This window comes from Rhodococcus sp. MS13 (assembly GCF_013277835.1).
GTDB classification, from domain to species: Bacteria; Actinomycetota; Actinomycetes; order Mycobacteriales; family Mycobacteriaceae; genus Rhodococcus_F; species Rhodococcus_F erythropolis.
Genome location: NZ_VBTL01000004.1, coordinates 27336 through 46381 on the forward strand (window position 1 = coordinate 27336; position 19046 = coordinate 46381).

12 protein-coding genes are annotated in these 19046 nt (G+C 61.6%); 8 read left to right on the forward strand and 4 right to left on the reverse strand.

The features are described 5' to 3' along the window. The first annotated feature begins 12 nt into the window (after positions 1–12). On the forward strand, positions 13–1677 hold the full coding sequence (locus tag FEZ59_RS08465) for an amidohydrolase (RefSeq protein ID WP_134999107.1): 1665 nt from the start codon (positions 13–15) through the stop codon (positions 1675–1677). Positions 1678–1774: 97 nt separating this feature from the next. After that, positions 1775–2434, forward strand: a complete 660-nt coding sequence (locus FEZ59_RS08470) for an LppP/LprE family lipoprotein (RefSeq protein ID WP_021332151.1) — start codon at positions 1775–1777, stop codon at positions 2432–2434. A 94-nt stretch (positions 2435–2528) separates the two neighbouring features. Here FEZ59_RS08470 and FEZ59_RS08475 read toward each other — a convergent pair whose 3' ends face one another. Further along, a complete protein-coding gene (locus tag FEZ59_RS08475; protein ID WP_134999106.1) occupies positions 2529–5984 on the reverse strand; it encodes an indolepyruvate ferredoxin oxidoreductase family protein in 3456 nt (1151 codons plus the stop codon). A gap of 321 nt (positions 5985–6305) precedes the next feature. On the opposite strand from FEZ59_RS08475, the gene FEZ59_RS08480 reads away from it, so the two are divergent. Continuing rightward, positions 6306–7061 carry a MerR family transcriptional regulator gene (locus FEZ59_RS08480; RefSeq protein ID WP_021332150.1) on the forward strand — a complete coding sequence of 252 codons (756 nt, stop codon included), beginning with the start codon at positions 6306–6308 and terminating at the stop codon, positions 7059–7061. A 6-nt stretch (positions 7062–7067) separates the two neighbouring features. Here the strand turns inward: FEZ59_RS08480 and FEZ59_RS08485 are convergent, their stop codons facing one another. Beyond that, a complete protein-coding gene (locus FEZ59_RS08485) occupies positions 7068–9587 on the reverse strand; it encodes a LuxR C-terminal-related transcriptional regulator (RefSeq protein ID WP_021332149.1) in 2520 nt (839 codons plus the stop codon). A 364-nt stretch (positions 9588–9951) separates the two neighbouring features. Here FEZ59_RS08485 and FEZ59_RS08490 point away from each other — a divergent pair, with 364 nt between their 5' ends. Then, positions 9952–10953 (forward strand): helix-turn-helix domain-containing protein, encoded by a 1002-nt coding sequence (locus FEZ59_RS08490; protein WP_021332148.1) that lies wholly within the window; start codon positions 9952–9954, stop codon positions 10951–10953. Positions 10954–11003: 50 nt separating this feature from the next. Next, positions 11004–11438 carry a hypothetical protein gene (locus FEZ59_RS08495; protein ID WP_134999105.1) on the forward strand — a complete coding sequence of 145 codons (435 nt, stop codon included), beginning with the start codon at positions 11004–11006 and terminating at the stop codon, positions 11436–11438. Between the two features lie 325 nt (positions 11439–11763). Here the strand turns inward: FEZ59_RS08495 and FEZ59_RS08500 are convergent, their stop codons facing one another. Both FEZ59_RS08500 and sthA read right to left on the reverse strand, forming a co-directional pair. After that, positions 11764–12666 (reverse strand): hypothetical protein, encoded by a 903-nt coding sequence (locus tag FEZ59_RS08500; RefSeq protein WP_019745033.1) that lies wholly within the window; start codon positions 12664–12666, stop codon positions 11764–11766. 151 nt (positions 12667–12817) lie between these two features. After that, positions 12818–14230 carry a Si-specific NAD(P)(+) transhydrogenase gene (gene sthA / locus FEZ59_RS08505; protein ID WP_007733953.1) on the reverse strand — a complete coding sequence of 471 codons (1413 nt, stop codon included), beginning with the start codon at positions 14228–14230 and terminating at the stop codon, positions 12818–12820. 471 nt (positions 14231–14701) lie between these two features. On the opposite strand from sthA, the gene FEZ59_RS08510 reads away from it, so the two are divergent. From FEZ59_RS08510 to FEZ59_RS08520, 3 genes are read left to right on the forward strand one after another with little or no spacing between them, the layout of a single operon-like run. Beyond that, positions 14702–16216: a condensation domain-containing protein gene (locus tag FEZ59_RS08510; protein WP_172932549.1), complete on the forward strand. Its 1515-nt coding sequence runs from the start codon at positions 14702–14704 to the stop codon at positions 16214–16216. Continuing rightward, positions 16149–17621, forward strand: a complete 1473-nt coding sequence (locus FEZ59_RS08515; protein ID WP_031330866.1) for a condensation domain-containing protein — start codon at positions 16149–16151, stop codon at positions 17619–17621. Before FEZ59_RS08510 ends, FEZ59_RS08515 begins: the two co-directional genes overlap by 68 nt. Beyond that, positions 17621–19003 (forward strand): condensation domain-containing protein, encoded by a 1383-nt coding sequence (locus FEZ59_RS08520; RefSeq protein ID WP_021332145.1) that lies wholly within the window; start codon positions 17621–17623, stop codon positions 19001–19003. The genes FEZ59_RS08515 and FEZ59_RS08520 overlap by 1 nt, the downstream gene beginning before the upstream one ends. Positions 19004–19046 lie beyond the last annotated feature (43 nt).

Genomic DNA, 19046 nt, shown 5'->3' on the forward strand with positions numbered 1-19046 from the left:
CACGTAGAAGTCATGAATGACAGCATCACTCACTACCGCAACGGAAAGATCTTCACGGCTGCCGACGACGGATGGGCCGAATCGATAGTCGTCGAGGACCACAAGCTCAGATTCGTGGGCGAAACCGTCTATGCCGATATCCTGGCTCCCGACGCCGAGGTGATCGATCTCCAAGGCGCCGTCGTGCTACCCGGTTTCGTCGACGCCCATACACATTTGGTCATGATGGGATTCGCGCTGCAGAAGTTGGATCTGCGTGATGCCACCGATCTCGCCGACATTCAGTCCAGCATCAAGCAATTCGCGGAATCGAACCCGGACGCACCACGCCTGCTGGGTCGCAGTTGGTTGTTCTCCGCGCTGGATGGAGGGCACCCGACGCGAGAGATGATCGACGCCGTCGTGCCCGATCGCCCGGTGTACCTCGACGCCAACGACGTACATTCGGTCTGGGTGAACACTGCAGCACTGCGAGAACTCGGCATCGACGCGGACACGCCCGATCCGATCGGCGGTCGTATCGGCCGGGATCCGGACACCGGAGAAGCCACCGGAATGCTGTACGAGACCGCCATGATGCTCTACGTCTGGCCGAAACTGGCGGAGCTCGCATCCGACGAGGACCGGGACGCCGCCCTCGCGCTCGCGTTCCGCCACTATCTCGAGGACGGCGTGACCGGCGCGGTCGACATGGCTCTCGGCGCGGACGAATTAGCTTCGCTGGAAAGAGCATTGGATGCAGGAGACGGCACATTGCCGCTGCGCGTCGCGGCTCACTGGCTGATGACCCGCGAGGACAACGAGGCTGACAACGTCCGACAAGTTCACGACGTGATCGAACTCCACGAGCGCGTGCAAGGTCCGTGGCTCCGTATCGCCGGAATCAAGATCATCATCGACGGTGTGATCGACAGCTGCACTGCCGCAATGAAAGAGCCGTACTCTGACGGCACCAACGCCGAGCCCATCTGGGATCTCGAGTCCTTGATCCCCGTCGTGACAGCCGCTGACGCCGCAGGCCTGCAGATCGCGATGCACGCGATCGGCGACGAGGCGTCGGAGATCGGATTGACGGCACTCGAGTACGCGATCGCCGCCAACGGAGACATTCCCCGCAGGCACCGAATGGAACACTTGGAGTCCATCACCCGGGACAACGTCGAAAGGCTTGCCCGCCTGGGAATCATCGCCTCGATGCAACCGGTTCACGCTGACCCTGCTATCCAAGAGAACTGGCAGGCGATGCTCGGCGACTACCGGGTGAATCGCGCGTACCCCTGGCCCGAATTCACCGAGGCCGGAGCGGTTCTGGCGTTGGGTTCGGACGCTCCGACGGCGCCCCACCCGCCGCTGCCGAACATGTTCATCGCCACCACCCGTCGATCCGCAATCGATCCGTCACTGGCACCCAACCTGCCGGGGTACGCACTCCCCCTCGCGGACGCGCTGGCTCACGCAACCCGCGACGCTGCCTACTCGTGCCGGTGGGAAGATGTGACCGGCCAACTGGTTCGGGGAAAAGCAGCCGATTTTGTCGTACTGAAACAAGATCCGTTCACCGAAGGGGTCGATTCTCTCCTGACCACGGAAATCGCGATGACCGTGGTTGCCGGATCCGTGCGATACGACTCCGCTCGCGCCACAAACGCCGAAGCCGTCAACACCGAAGCCCGATAGCTGATCGTTATCAGTTGTTCGATAACGCACGCATGCGGCCCGGCGACAGAACGAGGGAGGGACTTGAACACGTGAACCCACACTCTCTGGAGGACGCATGCGCAGGAAAGCTCCGATTTCGGCCGCCGTCGCTGTCTCGGCACTGGTGACGGCCACTGCCCTGATGGTCGCCGGTTGCGGGTCGACCGAAGGAACACCCGAGGCGGCGGCGAGTTCAGCAGCGTCAAGCTCAACGGCGTCGGCGACCTCGACGGCAAACGAATCCGGGACGACGGTAACGAGTTCTCCCCCGCCGCAATCGGGCACCCCAGCAAGCGAATCCGTGCCGGCGACGACGCCTGCAGTCCCGGCTTCAGGTCCCTGTGTCGACGTCGACTCCCCGGTCGTCACGGACGCAATCGGTACCTTGGGAACCGACGTCAACGGCGGCAGCTGGATACCGAGATCCGCGAGCGAGGAGCAGATCGGTAATTGTCCTGACCTGCTCTGGGTTTCGGTCGATGGTGACGGCGTGGGCGATGCGACGTATCAGTCACACGTCCTGTTCTTCCACGACGGGACTTACCTGGGCACGGCTACCAGCAAGCCGTACTCGTACACACACGTCATCGACAGCAACAAGAATTCGGTGTCCGTCCAATACCGATGGTTGCTCGACGACGACGCATTCTGCTGCCCTCAAGGCGGACCGAATATCGTGAATTTCACGTGGAACGGCAGCGCTGTGGTCGCCGACGGCCAGTTCCCGCCCTCCTGAACCCGTTTCCGTACGATACAGCTCTGAATACAACTGTGCCCCAGCGACAACGGTCGCTGGGGCACAGTCTTCTTCAATCTACTCGCCGACGCTCCTACTCACCTACACCGAGTTCGCGCAGGCGAGTCTTGTACAGCTCGATGTTGCCGAGCTTGATGTCCTCGTAGCCGCGAACCACGTCCGGCAGCGCCGCGATCTCGACGGCGCGATCGTATCCGTCGGTTGCGAGCGTACGAGAGAGATCAGCGATCATGGCCTCGTACTCGGCGAGCAGTTCACGCTCGACCTTGCGGACGTGCATGTAGCCGAAGGGATCGAGCTTGGTACCGCGCAGCTTCTTGCCCTTGGCCAGAACCTTCAGTGCAACATGCGACTTGGGCCCGAGGCCGATCTTCTTCTTGCGGCCCATCACTCGGAGGATCGGGGGGTGGAGCTTGTAGGTCAGGTTCTCCCCGGCCGGCACCTGCGACTTGACGTCTTCGATGAAGGCAGGATCGACCAGCATGCGAGCAACTTCGTACTCGTCCTTGTACGCGGTGAACTTGAACAGGCCGCGGGCGACCGCTTCACTGAAATCGGTCCGCTCGGTTGCGGCACGTTCAGCAGTCCAGACTGCCTGAACCTGATCGATGTAGCGCTGGGCGATCTTGACGGACTGGAACTCGATGAGCTGTGCCGCACGCAGTTCGACCAGTCGCAGGGTTTCACCGGTGAAGGTGGTTCCGGCGAACATGTGAGCCGGTGCGACAACGGGTTCGCGGACGGACTTGGCCGGCGTGGTGACGGCCGAGAACGCTGCAGTGTCGGCAATTGCTGCACGGCCCCAACGGAATGCCGCGATGTTCGCGTCCACGGCAACGCCGTTGATGCCGATCGCTTCTTCGATGGCCTCGGCCGGCAGACGAAGTCCACCGCTCTGGTAGGCAGCACCGATCAGCAGGAAGTTGGCGGCTGCGGTGTTACCGAACAACTCCTGTGCCGCGGCGAGTGCGTCGAACGAGCGCAGGGTGCGCGACACCTTGTCGAGACGGGCGAGGAGTGACGTCTCCTCGGGGTAGCGAACAGCCTTGTCGTAGACCATGTCTCCGGTCGGCGTCTGCGACGTCGATGCGATGGAGACCGTCTTCTCGGCGTTGCCGTAGTCGAGGTTCTTGTTGTCCGTCGCGGTCAGCAGGTCGAAGGCGACGATGCAATCCGCGCTGCCCGGGGTGAGGCGGTTGGACGGCTCGAGCGCGCTGGAGCTGAAACGCAGGTGCGAGACAACCGGTCCGGCCTTCTGGCTCAGGCCGATCTGGTCAAGGCTCTCCACCTCGAGGCCGGCGCGCAGTGCCGCCGTTGCGAGCACCTGGTTGACGGTCACGATACCGGTGCCGCCGATGCCCGCGAGGAACACGTTCTGCGTGCTGGTGAGCGGTCCGAAATCGGGATCTGCGACGACGGGCGGGACGGGACGTGCGGCCTTGGGAGCCTTCTTGCCCGGCACCAGTTCGACGGTCACGAATGAGGGGCAATCGCCGTCCATGCAGGTGTAGTCCGTGTTGCAGGACGTCTGGTCGATCTTCGTCTTGCGACCGTACTCGGTGTCCACGGGCTGGACCGAGAGGCAGTTCGACTTCACACCGCAGTCACCGCAGCCCTCGCACACTGCCTCGTTGATGACGACGCGAGTGTTGCGAGTGGGCAGCGTGCCACGCTTGCGCTGGCGACGAGCGTCGGCCGCACAGTGCTGGTCGTAGATCAGTACGGTGACGCCCTTGATCTCGCGAAGCTTCTTCTGAGCCTCGTCGAGGCGATCGCGGTGCCAGAGCTTGGTGCCCTTGGCCAGGGCGCGCTTGTTGTGGCGCGAAGGCTCGTCAGCGCAGATGATGATCTGCTTGACGCCCTCGGTGGTCAGCTTGTGGCTGAGTTGAGCAACGGAGAGGGCACCTTCTGCGTCCTGTGCACCGGTCATCGCCACTACTTCGTTGTAGAGCAACTTGTAGGTGATGTTCACGCCTGCGGCGATGCATGCCTGGACAGCCAACTGACCGGAGTGGAAGAAGGTGCCGTCGCCGATGTTCTGGAACAGGTGAGGCACGTCGGTGAACGGTGCCTGCCCGATCCACTGGCTGCCCTCGCCGCCCATCTGCGTCAGGCCGGTGACAGCGCTGTCCTCACGGCCGGACATGGTGACGAGTGTGTGGCAACCGATTCCGCCGCCGCCGATTGAGCCCTCGGGGATAGCGGTGGAACGGTTGTGGGGGCACCCACTGCAGAAGTACGCGGTTCGCTTGGCGGAGAGCACGTTCAGTGACAGCGGTGCCGGGAGGGTGCGCTTGAGCTCGACGTGCGGCTTCAGTACGCGCCGCAACGGGGCGAGCAGCCGGCCTGCGGTCAGTTCACCACTGGCAGGCATGAGCAGACGGCCCTGGCCGTCACGCTTGCCGATGATGCGAGGAGCATCGTCGGTGCCGTACAGGACTTCCCGGATCTGAGCTTCGATGAACGCGGTCTTGTCCTCGACCACGACGATCTGCTCGAGACCTTCGGCGAACTCCTTGATCTTCTCGCCAACGACGGGGTAGCACATTCCGATGCGAAGGAGACGGATCCCGGCGCGGTGCAGCGCCGCATCATCGACGCCGAGGTCTGCCAGAGCTTGGCGGACGGAGTCGAAAGTTGTACCGGTGGCGGCGATACCGATCTTCGCACCGGAGGGGTTGACCTCGATCACATCGAGGTTGTTGGCAGTTCCGTACGCGTGAACAAGATCCCATCGCGGGCCGTACAGATCGGCCTCGGCGATGACACTGTCCGGCGGCGCAGCCATCTGACGCTGCTTGTAGACGAAGGGCTTGCCCTCGAACTGCACTTCCGGAACCACGATGTCGAAGTCCGCGATGCTGCCGTCGATCGTCCAGGCACCGTCGGCGACGTCGGCGACGATCTTCAGCGCTACGACGCAACCGGACACCCGCGAAAGTGCAACGGCGTGCATACCCATCGTGATGATCTCTTCGGCATTGCGCGGAAAGAGAACCGGCACACCCATCGCGGCAAGCGAGCGCTCGCTGACCGCCGGAACCGTGGAGGACTTCGACGCCGGGTCGTCGCCCACCAGCAGGACGACGCCGCCCTTGGGGTTCACGCCGTACATGTTGGCGTGGCGAATGGTGTCGGTAGCGCGGTCGACGCCGGGGCCCTTGCCGTACCAGACGCCGGTCACGCCGTCGTGGGTCGCGGTTCCGGCGGGGAGATCCGTCTGGCTTCCCCATACCGCGGTGGCAGCGAGCTCCTCGTTGAAGCCGGGGATGAAGGTGATGTCGTGTTCCGCGAGAACCTTGGGCATGCCGTGGAGCATCTTGTCGACGCCGCCGAGGGGGCTGCCCTGGTAACCGGAGACAAAAGTGGCAATACGCTTACCCGCCCGGATGTCGCGAACGTGCTGCTCGACGAAACCGCGTGCGATTGCCTGAACACCGGTCAGCAACACCGGTCCCGATCCCGACCGGTACCGATCATCGAGGTCATAGGGCTTGGCCTGGGCTACGCCCGACACCAGTTCAGTCATCGTGGACCACCGTTCCGTCTGCAGTGCATTTCAACTACCGTGCATTTTCAACAACCGCGTAACTCGATCTGTTCAGATGATCGTGGTCGAGGTATGTGAAAGCGTCAACAGAGGCTTGTTCAACTATTCAAATTGGCAATTTGTGAGCCAAATCACGTGACCTAGGTCATCGAATCAATCAGTTGGAGACCCGTTCGTGGCGATACGGCGAAACGGACATAAAACGTTCCCGACAATGCACACCGAGAACTTTCTTGACATTGACGCAACGTCAACTTGCATGCTGAATGAGCACAACCGATCCGAGAGTAGGAACTCCACGTGAGCGAATGGTCCATCCAAGAACTCGCCAAATCCGCCGGTACCACCAGCAGAACGCTGCGCCATTACGGCGATCTCGGACTCCTGGAACCAAGCCGCATCGGCGCCAACGGCTACCGCTTCTACGACGAAGACGCCCTGGTGCGACTGCAACGCATCCTGCTGCTTCGGGAACTCGGACTCGGATTGCCGGCCATCGCCGAAGTCCTCACCGGTGAACGCGACACGGCCGCCGCGCTGCGTACGCACCTCGAACTCCTCGAGCAAGAGCGCACGCGGATCTCGAGACAGATCGAATCGGTCAACAGGACGTTGAACAAGACGAAGAAAGGTGAATCACTCATGCCGGAAGATGTTTTCGACGGGTTCGACCACACCCGATACAAGGACGAGGTCATCGAGCGTTGGGGCAAGGACGCCTATACCAGCGGCGACAACTGGTGGCGGTCGATGTCCGAGCAGGACCGGAAAGCACATCTGCAAGCTCAAGCTGACATCGCAGCGGCATTCGGAAAAGCACTGACAGCGGGCCTACCCGCGGAAAGCGACGACGTCCAGACGATTACCCAGAGACAGTTCGAGTGGATAAAAATCGGTTGGCAGGGAAGGACTCCCAGCGCCGACGCCTTCACCGGACTCGGCCAGATGTACGTCGACGATCCTCGCTTCACCGCAAACTACGACAAGTACGGAGAAGGCACCGCTTCGCTGGTCCGTGACGCGATGAAGATCTACTCCAAGCGCAATTTGCACTGACGTCGATCAGTCCTGCCCACTGCCGAGGAGGTTATGTCGGTGCGCTGCCGCAACGGCCTCTTCGCGGGAATGCGCACCGAGTTTGCGATACAGGGCTCGCAGGTGACTCTTCAATGTGTTGTTGGATACGAACAACTTTCGCGCTATCTCGCCGATCGGAATGCCGAGACCCAGTTCCACGAGAACGTCCATCTCCCGCTTCGTCAATTGGACTCGAACGATAGCCGCCGGATACATCTGCGGCGCTTCGGATTCGAGAAAGGTTGCGACGGCACTGCTCGGGCCCTCGGCCCGCTCTTCCAGTTGCCTGATCAGATCACGCGATATGGTCGCCAGCGCCGACAGGACACCTGAGGTTTCGAGCAGTCCGCGAGCCTCCTCCCACGGACTGGCGGCCGCGGGGATTCTGCCCAGTTCGCACAGCGCAGCGCATTCGATCAGCAGGGACTCGAGCCGAAACCTCGTGAGATACTGCTCGCTCCAGTCGATTTCGCGACACAATTCCAATGCCTGTGACGGAGCCCCCGTCAGGAGATGCGCACGAGCGACAGAAACCGTGACAACAGCAAACGTATGTGACGCAGCGACTGATTCCTCCAGCGCCTTGGTACCCTCCCCGGACGCCAACAGAAGATCGATACGCGCCGCGGTGAGAAGTGCGTCACCGAGTGACCGTTCACACGGATTCACGTGCCCGTGCGTTGCCACTGCGCGCTGGAGCGAAATCAGCCCCGAGAACGGATCCGATTGCAGCAGTGCGAATCTGGAGTAAGTGTAGGCCGCGAACGCCCACAGGTCGCCCGGCGGTGTGATCTCGGCGAGCGCGTCCATCGCGGCAGCGCCGGCATTCAGGTCCACGCGATCGCACGCCACCAGTGCCCGCGCGATCGCTCCCCCCATGTGCGAGGGCGGTCCCAACCATCCCGAAACGTCCGGGTGTGTGCTTTCGAGGTGAAGCCAGTCTGTCGCGTGCGCGATGTCCCCGATCAGCGCGGAGTTGAGCGCGGCATTGCCAGCGGCGTGCCGCAGGACGAACTCCGGACCGTGTTCCATCGCACCCTGATAGGCGAGTCGCAATTCCACCGCGGCATCACCGAGGTCACCGGTCAGTTGATGCGAAACACCCCAGATCAGGCGCAGGGCGGGCAGTTGAGACCCCAACGCGCCCAACGACTCGTCGCCGAGTCCGTACACGACGTGAGCCAACTTGCGCGTGATCTCGGTAGAGCGTTGGTACTTACCGGATGTTCTCAGCACAACCGATTGGACCGTCCCGACGTTCAACAAGCTGTGCGCATGCGAACTACCACCTATCGCACGCAATTCCGCCGGTTCCGTCGGCAACGAATCGCCGTTGACCAACTGCGGCCGCAGGCGTGATTCGAGCAGGTCACGGCCCACCAGAATCGAAGAGTTCGAACTGAGCACGTCGCCGGGTATGGATTGCAACGCAGTCCGGACCAATCCGGTGTGATCGACCAGAAGATCGGCCCAGTGACGCTCGAGTATGTCGAGCACCCTGGTCCAATGGCGTCCGTCCAAGGCGTAGTGAACGGCACCGGCTATATCCGAAGTCCCGAGAGCGTGATCGACGAGAATCTTGAAGGGATCGTCGAATCCATCCCCTTGTTCGGTCCGTATCTGCATGAATGCCAGTCGAACTGACGGCGCAAAGTACCAGGATTCTTCTCCCTCGAGACCGCCCCGAAAGATCAGACCGAAAGACTCGAGCAAGTCCAGTTTGCCCTCCACGTCAAGATCGTCGGACAAGACACGAGCGATCTCTGGTGTGACGGTGCGGGCGGCGGCGATCGTGGTCGCGAAGTCGAACAACTCGAGCGACTTGCCCGATCGAGGAGCGGTCCGACTGACGTACGCGTGGATCGCCTGGTCCACTCGCTGCTGAACGCGTTCGCGCCCACGACTCGGTTCACTCAGCCCCGCAACCGCACTCAGAGCAACCTTCATCAGCACAGGAACGCCGGCAACACGCTCGCAGATCGAATGGACGATGCCCGAGGGAAGGTGGATCCCTGCCTCCGCGAACAGAACTGTGGACTCGTCGAGCGTGTACCTGAGGTCGTTCGCGCACAGGTACTCGTCCACGCGGACGTCCTCGAGTAAGTCCGTCGCAGACCGATCCTGCAGCGTGACGATTACTTTCAATCCGGGAAGCCGCACGATCAGATCCACGATTCGGCGTCCCACCTCGTCACCCTCAACCAGGTCGATGCGGTTGAACACCAACACGAATGGGGTGGGCGACGAGTCGAGTAGTGATTCGATTGCCCCCACCGGATCCTCGCGCATTCGTGGCGGGGCCTCGAGTGATTCCAGAGAATCTTGAATCACTGCGAGCGCAGTGTTCCAGTACTCGAGGGGGGTCATCCGATTCGATGGCGCCGGTACCCAGACAACTGGTCTGATGGGCATGTGCCCGAGAGTCGTGAGCCACAACGCGGCGAGGTCCGTCTTCCCGAACCCCCGCGGCGAATCGATGACCGTCAAGCCCGCCGAGCGTTCCATCAACCCGAGCAGACGAGGACGAATCGCCGTGGCTCCACGCCCGGCGAGCCGTCTTTGCAGCGTGCCCCTTCCTCGAGGATTTCGCTTTGCTCGAGATAGCTGCGACCGATTCGAAGTGGATGTCATGATGGCCGACAAACGAGCAGTCGATCCCCGCCGAACTCGAGATTTCGTTCGAGCATCGAACTCCCAACCTGTCCACCCATAACGAACAACATAGACAGAATCACCGCGACACGCGAGCACTGGCCGTCTCACAAATACGCCCGATTTGTCTCATTATGTGGGCTCGGTCACTATTGACATTTATTTGCGGGAGAGTGACTGCGACCTGCGGGATCTGACATATCATGCCCGCGTGCCGATGAATTCCGCCCGCATTCGCGTGTCGACTCGATCGGTGGACCCTGCGGACGCCAACGACTTCTGGCGTGTCGTCACGCGTCCGTTCTTCGTCACCGAGCCGATAGGCGCCGACACGCCCCTCCAAGGCTCGATCTCCGCCCTGCCTATCGGGACCTCGCTGATCGGTGAAACGACCTTCAACGCGCAGAAGTACCACCGCAGCAAAGTTGTGATCGCCGAGAGCGGACTCGACGATCAGTACATGATCCAGGTCGTTCTCGGCGGACAGGTCAGTGGTGACGCCGACGGAGTGGATTTTGTCGCCCGCCCGGGGGACATCGCGTTCTTCGACCTCGGGCGAACCTGGACTGCTGACGTCGAAACCGAGGCGACCGGACGCACCATCACACTCCTGGCACCGCGCTCCCTCGTCGAAGCGGAGTCGAAGGGTCGTTCTCTACACGGGACGGTACTGCGCGGAGTTCCTGCCGTCGTGCTCGCTCAGTGCATGCAATCGGTCGTACTCGCGCTACCGCATCTCGATCCCGATGCTACGGCCGGCTACGAGGACGTCGTCGCTTCCCTCCTTCGTGTCAGTTTGGGTATCGCCGAACCTGATCTGTCGCCGCGGCCCGATCACTCTCTCCGCGATCGTGCGTACGCCTACATCGCCGAGCATCTCTCGGAGACCTGGCTCGGCCCGACGAGCATGTGCGCAGCATTGTCGGTCTCCCGAGCACAGCTCTACCGCGCATTCGCATCCGACGGCGGAATCGCTCTTGTCATACGGCGCAAGCGTCTCGAACTCGTCTACCGCGAGTTGACCAGAGCCAAGATGTCGAACGAAACGATCGACGCGTTGGCCCTGCGATGTGGCTTCACCTCGAAATCCCAATTGGCGCGCGCGTTCAAAGACTTCTACGGGATGACTCCGAGCCAAGCTCGTACCGATGGCAGGCGCACGATCGGGGACCCGTCGATCGCACGGCTGCACCGTCGACTCGAGTTCTTCAGCCCCTGAATCCGAAATACTCCACAGCCTCGGGAACGCGCCTGTGTTCTAGTTGTTCCATGAGCTGGGTCGACAAGGAACTGAGTCTGGCTGCGCTCACAGGCGCGGTCACAGGTGTTGCCTTGATGATCCCGATAATCGGTGATGGAGCCTGGTCCTGGGTAGGACTGTTCATACCCGCTTTCATCGGAGCGCTGGTCGGGCTGATTGTTGGCTCGAGCGCTGTTGTAGGCGGGCGCTGCGCCCTGAGAACAAGCCACACATGGCCGGCGCGCACAGTCTGCTGCTGGAAGCATCGGTTCGCTGCGTGCTCGGCCTTGGCCGTGACATTGTTGGTAATCGGAGTGTTCATGGCGGCCGTCACCGCTTCAGGTGCCCCGGTGCGAGATGCCGCAGGGTTCCCGACGTCCTTGATCGTACTGGCGGTCATCGCCGCAGTTACGTACGTGTTCTCCTACCTGCTCGCCCCCGCCCAGGCCTCCCAGACCCCGTAAGAACCTCTGCTTCATCACGATTCGGCCTCCGAACCGCGGTGGAGATCAATAACTCCTTGCCAGGCAGCGAGCTCAGATCACTTCAGCTGGAAATGAACCGGAGAACAAACTGCTCGATGCCTTCCGAAATGACTTTGGTCAGCGCAGTGAAGTCGTTCGACCAACGTTGAATATCCAAGCTGCTCATTACTTTCCTCCGGTCTACGACCCGGTGCCTGTGACCGCACAACGTATGCGAGGCATCGGTCGCGCACTGGAACTATCCGCAAGAACGCGGCTTCCGTTACCGCTCGACCGATCGAACAGCACCGCATTCGCTATCGCATCAGACGGTCACTTCTTCGGCAGGTTTCCCCTCGTGGCTCGCCGCGCCGAAGACGGCTACGGCGACGGCGCCCGCGATCGCTCCGACGAATCCGACGATGGCAAGCCATTCCAGGCCAGGTCTCGACGCGTCGCCGAGCACCACGACGCCGACGATTCCCGGAACGACCGTCTCGCCGACAACCAGTGCCGCTGTCGCTCCGTTGACGGATCCCAGTTGCAACGCCACCGTGTGCAGATAGAAACCGCCCAGGCCCGAGACGAGGATTGCCCAGCCGGCCGGATCGCGGAGCATCGTGCCGATTTCGAACGGATCGATTCCGTAGACCACGCGTACGGCAATGGCCAGACAGCCAAACAACACACCCGAGATCAACCCGGCGACAACTGCTGCGCGTGAGCCCAACCATCGGATCAAACCGATACCGATCGACAAGATCAACGCCGAGCCCACCAGGACACCCCAGTGGACGACGTCGTTGGAACTCCCGCCGCCCGCGTGACCCGAAGACAAACCGAGCAGCAGGAGCGATCCGATCACCGCGGCGATCGCGAACCAGTCGCGACGATGCAACTGGATGCCCAGGACCACGGTCCCCAGCACTGCCGTGATGACGAGATTGGCACTGACCACTGTCTGCGACAAGAACAGTGGAATGAGCCGCGCGGAGATGGCACTACCGGCGAATCCGACCGCATCGAGCACGGTGCCCAGGATGAACGACGCCGTCAGCGCTGCGGCGAACGTCGAACGCAAGGTCGGGCCACCCGTCGCCGTCACGTGTCCGGCCTCGCCTCGCTGCTCGGCGGCCGCTGCCGACTTGCGCGCGCCGTACGCCTGCAACACCGACGCCACGCCGTATCCGACGCACGCCACGATCGCGGCAATCAGTCCGATCAGCATCGAAATTCCACACGAAGTTCATGGGCAATGGTCATAGAGATAGACCCTGCCCTATTTTCCCAGGCCTGACATCACCCTCAGGTATTCGAACAAGTGCTACCCGAGAAGTACACCGACCGACCCTGACCGGTACCTGGGGACACCCCGACCCCTAGTGGAATTGCTTGAGAGCCCTGATCTTGTTCATGACGTCGAGCGCCGCCACCTTGTACGCCTCGGACAGTGTCGGATAGTTGAAGACGGCGTCGACAAGGTATTCGACGGTCCCGCCGCACCCCATCACCGCTTGGCCGATATGCACGAGATCCGTTGCACCCGAGCCGAAGATATGAACGCCGAGCAGTTTCAGGTCATCCGTCGACACCAGGATCTTGAGCATCCCGTAGGTGTCGCCTGCGATCTGCCCGCGCGCGAGTTCACGGTAGCGGGAAACCCCGACCTCGTACGGCACCGATTCCTTGGTCAGATCGACCTCGGTGGCGCCTACGTACGACACCTCGGGAATCGAGTAGATGCCGATCGGCTGCAGATCCATCAGCTTCGCGCCTGGTTCGTCGAAGGCGTGGTAGGCCGCGAGTCGACCTTGATCCATCGACGTCGCCGCCAACGCCGGGAAGCCGATGACGTCACCGACGGCGTAGATGTGTTCGACCTTGGTGCGGAAATTGTCGTCGACGTAGATGCGGCCACGTTCGTCGGCTTCGAGCCCGGCGTTCTCCAGCGCGAGTGGCGCTGTGAGGCCTTGCCGTCCCGCCGAGTACATCACGGTCTCGGCGGGAATCTGCTTGCCGCTGCGCAGCGTCGTAAGTGTTCCGTTCGCTCCGACGTCGACGGCCGTCACTTCTTCACCGAATCGGAAAGTGACCGCCAGATCGCGTAAATGGAACCGAAGCGATTCGATGACCTCGGGGTCACAGAAGTCCAGCATCGACGTTCTCTTCTCGACGACGGTGACCTTGGTGCCGAGTGCCGCGAACATCGACGCGTACTCGATACCGATCACTCCCGCGCCCACCACGACCATGGTGGTCGGGATGGAGGTCAGATCGAGGATTCCGTCGGAGTCGAGCACCCGGTGACTGTCGAAGGACACCCCCGCCGGGCGGGCAGGCAACGTTCCGGTCGCGATCACAACGAATTTTGCCGTGATCGTCATCTTGTCTCCGCGCGAGGCGTCCTCGACGAGGATGGTGTGCTCGTCGACGAACGAGCCGACCCCTACCAGCAATTCGACGCGGTTACGCAGGAGCTGAGATCGCACGACTTCGATTTCTTTGGTGATGACATGCTGGGTTCGCGCCAGCAGGTCGGCCGGAGTGATGTTCTCCTTGACGCGGTAACTTGCGCCGTACAGTTCGCGTTGGTTCATCCCGGTGAGGTAGAGAACCGCCTCGCGCAACGTCTTCGACGGAATGGTGCCGGTGTTGACGCACACTCCCCCGAGCATGTTGCCCTTCTCGACCATCGCTACCCGTTTACCCAGCTTGGCCGCCGCGATGGCGGCCTTCTGCCCACCCGGGCCGGAGCCGATCACAACCAGGTCGTATTCCATCGGATCAGTCATCGCTTACAAATACCGTCTGCATACGACCGGCAGATGCCGAGCATGTCAATACTCGGTGAACAATCCGCGCGCCGAACGGGCACGACGGATGTACACGAACCCTGTTGCAATTAAAAGAGATACAGTCAAACCCTTACGAAAATTGCTACACACAAACATATTCCGACATTCGCATGCGCACATTCTTCGCCGTCCGACGGAATTCACAACGGTCTGTTGAAATTTGTTTCACCACAGAGTGATTGATCGATCAACTGACAGGTGACCAGGGCAGTAAACCGGATGTCCAGTATTCGAATTGTCCGAAATAACGAGCAGAATGTTCCTCGTCACATCCCGGACCGAAGCAGTTGCGCGAAGCCTCGGGTCGCGTTCTACTTGCCTTGACTAATCATCTGTCACTCTCGGTTACAAACATCCGCCCCGTTCACGATCCCCACCTTTCGCCATCTCGAGAGATCAGGTTTCCCAATGGAATTCACGGAACTTGCCGACTATCCCCTACCTCCTGGGACCGTCACCGAGTGGACTCCTGCCGCAGTGAATCCGCCCGAGCTGTGGCCTGTCGACCAGCGTCCCGCCAGCTACATACACGAAGCACACTTGAAACATGCCGAGCAGGCGAAACGGCAGGCGCACCATCACAACGACGGATGCACTCCGTCGTGGCTGGGTACCTCGTTTCGTATCCACGACCGACTCGACCGAAGGATCTGGGCGGCCACTCTCGATCACTGGATCGATCGCCACGAAGTGCTCCGAACACGAGTCGCCATGGAGGGCGAAGCGATAGTCCGACGCACCGCGGGTCCTGGAGACGTCCGAATTCTGGGTAACGAAGTCGGACATCTTGCGTCCTCGATGTCCGTCTTCACGCATCTGCAGCAACTGCTCGACCGGTCGACCGATCCACTTGTCTGGCCTGCGTACCAGTTCGCGACAATTGAAGGTCCCAACCATTTCACCGTGGTTTTTGCCGCTGATCACGCTCTGCTGGACGGATATTCGGTGGCGTTGACCGCGCACGAACTGCAGACGATCTACCGTTCGGCGAGCGAGGGAAGCCCTCCCTCGCCGCCGGAGACCGGAAGCTACATCGACTTCGGCACCAGGGAACGAGATCTCGTGGGACACGCGGACTGCTCTCACCCGGCGGTGCAGACGTGGCGCGAGTTCTACGCGCAGGGCGAGGCTCCGCTCTTTCCAGCGCTGCCCGAACCGGTCGCCGGACGCCGAGTCCCTCAGCAGAGCCTGTCCGCCTGGCTTCTGAGCGCCCGGGGAGCCGAACGCCTGGCAGAAGCGAGCAAGCGCAGCAACCAAGGATTCCTGGCCGCGATACTCGCGTGCGCGGCCAAGGTGACCGGCGATCTCACCGGTGCAGACGAATTCCGCGTCGTGGTGCCGCAACACACCCGTTCGGAGCTTCGATGGGCCGCGTCGCTGGGATGGTTCATCGGTGTTGTGCCGGTGAGGATTCCGATTGCCCCCGCAGCAACCGTGAGCGATCTGGCCAAGGTTGCCGGCACGGAGATGCGACGCGTCCGTCCTGCAGCGGCCCTGCCGTATTCGAAAGTGTGCGAGCTGATCGACTCCCCGCAGCACCTGCCGTTCGTGCTCTCGTACATGGACGTTCGTCACGTTCCCGGTGCCGAGCAATGGACGAGCTGGCAGACCAGAGGCCTTCGTAGTCGCGATCATTCGGGAACCGACGTCTACATCTGGCTCACACGGACTCCCGAAGGGCTCAATCTGGCCATACGCCACCCAGGCAACGCGCGCACAAGCCGCCACATCCATCAGTTCGCGGGACTCCTACGCCGCGAAATGGAGGACTTTGCCTTCTCGACCGACACATGCTCACCTCCGACCAACACCGCTGTACCGATCAATACCGCTGCACCGATCGAGGAGAACTCTCATGGAAATGACACCCATCGATCTCTGGGCACCGAAAGCCGGGACGCTCACCGAGTTCAGGCCTACTGAGCAGTCCCTGACGGCAGCATCTCGAGCACCACTGAGCGACCAACCTCTCTCGTTCCTCCAAGAGGGACACATTCGTACCGCCGATCACAAGCGCGCACAAGGCGTCGACTGGTCACCGTGGATCGGATTCACGTTCACTCTGCCCGGTGATCTCGATCGGGAGGCACTGCGTCGGGCTGTCCAGGCGTTTGTCTTGCGGCACAACACACTTCACAGTTGGTTCGAGGTGAGACCATCCGAAGATCCTGGCGGCAGCGGGGTCATCGACCGTCATGTGGTGGATGAATCGACGATCGAACTCGCGCCGCACAGCGTCGGTTCCCTGAACACGACCGATGCGGTTCGCGAGCATGTCAGCCGAAGTTTCGCAGGCGATACCAGCCCACTGCAATGGCCTTCGTTCACCAGTGGCGCCGTCGAGCACGGCACCGGCGCCGGTTTCACCATCTACTACGGCGTCGATCACTCGCACACCGACGGCCTGTCGCTGATGCTGGGCGTCGAAGAACTTCGTGCGCTGTACATCGCCGAAAGCGCCGGCATCGACGCTCAACTTCCCTCTCCCGGTAGCTACGTCGAGTACAGCGGCGAAGAACGGGCAGCGGCGAAGAACCTCGACCTAGCCGCAGAACCTGTGCAGCAATGGATTTCGATTCTCGCCGCCAACGCCGGACAACTCCCGACGTTCCCCCTCGACCTCGGCGTCGCGCAGGGCGAACAGACCCGGTCGACCCGCACACATATCGACGTTCTCGACAGCGACGAGTCAGCCGCGTTCGCAGCGCTGTGCAAGTCCAATGGCGTCGGATTCTCCACGGGGATCTTCGCAGCCCTCGCCCTCACCGAGATCGAAGTTGCTGACAGAGCGAACTACTTCGCGCTCAACGCAGTCGGTACTCGTTCCGATCCGAGATACCTGTTTTCTCAAGGCTGGTTCATCAATCTCGTCCCGGTCTCGTTCACGCTGAGTGGTGTCACCACCTTCACCGATGCACTCCCCCTTGCTCACGCTGCTCGCGCAGCCGTGAAGGGACTCGCGGACGTGTCCATTCACTCGGTGATCGCCCAGGCGTCGAAGTTGACCGGATCCGACATCGGCGGAACCTCGGTCCCGCCGATGGTGTCGTACATCGACATGCGCCTGATTCCAGGTGCCGAGCACCACGACGAACTCGAAGCGCGCGCACTTGGTGGGCCAGGAACGACGGGTGATCTGTCGATGTGGATCAACCGGAAGGAAGACCGTACGTACGTGATGGTCAGTTTCCCCGATACCGAGCAAGCGCACACATCGGTGGATCGGTACCTTCGACACCTCCGCAACGTCCTGAGAACGGTCGCCGATACCGGCGACTACCGTGTCGTTCGTAAGGCGGATGCACGTCAGGAAGTGGAGACCGCCTGATGCACATCACCTTTCTCGACAGGTTCGAGGCACGGCCGGGCCGCATCCTGCAGTGGACGCCGAGCGAAATCTCCACCGGATCGACGTATCCGGTTCCTCCGACCTCGAATCAGCAGCTGCATCTTGCCGGGAGCCGCGGCGATACGACTTGGCTCGCCGCCACTTTCGACGTTCCCGGCCCGATCGACACGGACGCACTCCGGGCCAGCTTCGAGGAATGGACGTCCCGTCACGACGCCCTGTCGTGCTCGTTCTCCCAGGCCGAAGAAGCGGATGAATCCTCGGCGCTGTTCGTCGACGTCGCCGATGTCGTCGATCTGCGCCTCCGTGAGGAAACAGTGGCGGACGCGCGAACGCCGGAACAGGTGCGAAAACTCTTGGGCGAGCGCTTGGATCGATGGTGCAATCCTTTTGCGTTTCCCGCCTACTTTCTCGGGGCCATCACCCGCGAGGACCAGTCGACAGTGATCTGCGGATTCGACCATGCCATCTGCGACGGCTGGTCCATGAGCATCGCAATTACCGAGATCAGCACTCTGTATCGTGAATACACGCGGGCGGAACGTAATCCGATCGCGTCAGATCTCTTGCCCGAGCCCGGGAGTTTCCTCAACTACTGCTTCCGTGAATCGGCAACCGCGGATCCAGAGCCCGGCGACCACCGCATTGCGGGGTGGCGGTCCTTCCTTCGAGCTTGCGGGGGTGACACTCCCCATTTTCCCGTAGATCTGGGGCTGCCCGCCGGGACCATGTCGCCCCAGGGCACAGACACCCGAATGCTCCTCGACGCCGACGAAGCAGAGCTGTTCGACCAGAACTGCGCCGATCATCGACACTCGTCGTTCGGTGCGATTCTTGCGTCGATCGGTTTGGCCACAACACAATTGACCGAAAAGCGAGACACACGCCTTCTGTTCCCTGTTCACACGCGTCGGGAACCGCGGCACAACCACACCTTCGGCTGGCTGGTGGCCAATGCACCCATCACCGTGACGAGCATGGATGATCTTCACAGCACTGCTCGGGCAGTCAATCTCGCTTTCCACGAGGCACTTTCACTGTCGTCCGTGTCGTCGAGACAAGTGTTGAGGAGCTTGGGGCCCGAGGTTTCGCCCACTCGCCGAGACATCTTCTCGGTGTCCTACGCCGACTACCGGACCATGCCCGGTGGATCTCGCCCCCGCGAATCACGGCCCGGCGACTCACAACCTGCGCCGATCAATCCGCAGCAACTCAGTCGCGTGTCGAGCGCCGACGACGTTCAGTTCTGGTTTTCGCGCACCAACGACGGGCTGGCAGTGCGCACCCGATTTCCGGCACCCGCGGCCCAGGCAGTGTTCACCTTCCTCGGGTGCGTATCCGAGATTCTGTCGACGCCGTAGCCAGACGGCTGTGCATCCGCGGATCTATTTGACACTTCTTTGT